This is a genomic window from Methylobacterium sp. BTF04, from assembly GCF_010692745.1.
GTDB lineage: Bacteria > Pseudomonadota > Alphaproteobacteria > Rhizobiales > Beijerinckiaceae > Methylobacterium.
Map to the genome: position 1 here is coordinate 1 of NZ_JAAHTB010000227.1, position 739 is coordinate 739.

The 739-nt window shown below is 68.7% G+C and carries 1 protein-coding gene; it reads right to left on the reverse strand.

The genetic code is table 11. The annotated features are described in order from the left end of the window. Positions 1 to 559 (reverse strand): phage portal protein (locus G3T14_RS24465; RefSeq protein WP_163645047.1); only part of this gene is annotated, 559 nt, incomplete at its 3' end. Positions 560 to 739: the final 180 nt, after the last annotated feature.

Consider the following 739-nt stretch of genomic DNA (forward strand, 5'->3'; position numbering starts at 1 on the left):
CCTGCCGGATATTGGCGGTGGCGTCGGTCTTGAGGTGCGGGCAGTGGTCGCCCTCGAGGATCTGCAACTGCATCGGGACGGTCAGGCCGTCCTTTGGCAGTCGCGTTCGCATCCGCACGAAGGTCTCGCCACCCTCGATCAGACCACGCACCGCCAGGGCCTGGAGGCCGTAGAAGTCGTGGGCGCCAATCGAATCGGCCTCGTCGGTCCAGTCGAGGAAGAGGCGCTGAAGCTCGGCGCGAAAGGCCGCATCTTCGTCCTTGATCTTCTTCGCCCGCGCCTTGCCGAGTCCGGCGGTGGACCGTGCCGCGGTCGAGCGCGGAGCGATCCCGGTTCCGATGATGTTCGAGACGAGCTTGTCGACCGCCGCCCCGGCGTAGGGGTTTTTGCGGGTCTGATCCCGCGACTTCCGACGCAGTTCGTCGAGCGCGTAGGTGATCGCGCTGTTCGGGCCGTAGCTGCCGACGCGCCATGCTCGCGAGCGCCGGCCCGCACCGTTGGCGACGTCGTAGGCGGAACTCTCCTGGGTCGGAAGGCCGATGTCGCCGGAGACGTCCATGGCCAGCGGAGCAGGAGCGGTGCCGCCCTTCAGGCCGACTCGGACGTTGGCGTAGCCGCTGCCGTAGCCGAGCACGCCTACCACCCGCTGCGCCCGGTGGTGACGACCTGCCGGGTGCGGCGCGGACGAAGGCCGCCAGCGTCTTCTACGCCTTCGAGGCGCTGGAGATCGACAAGCGCC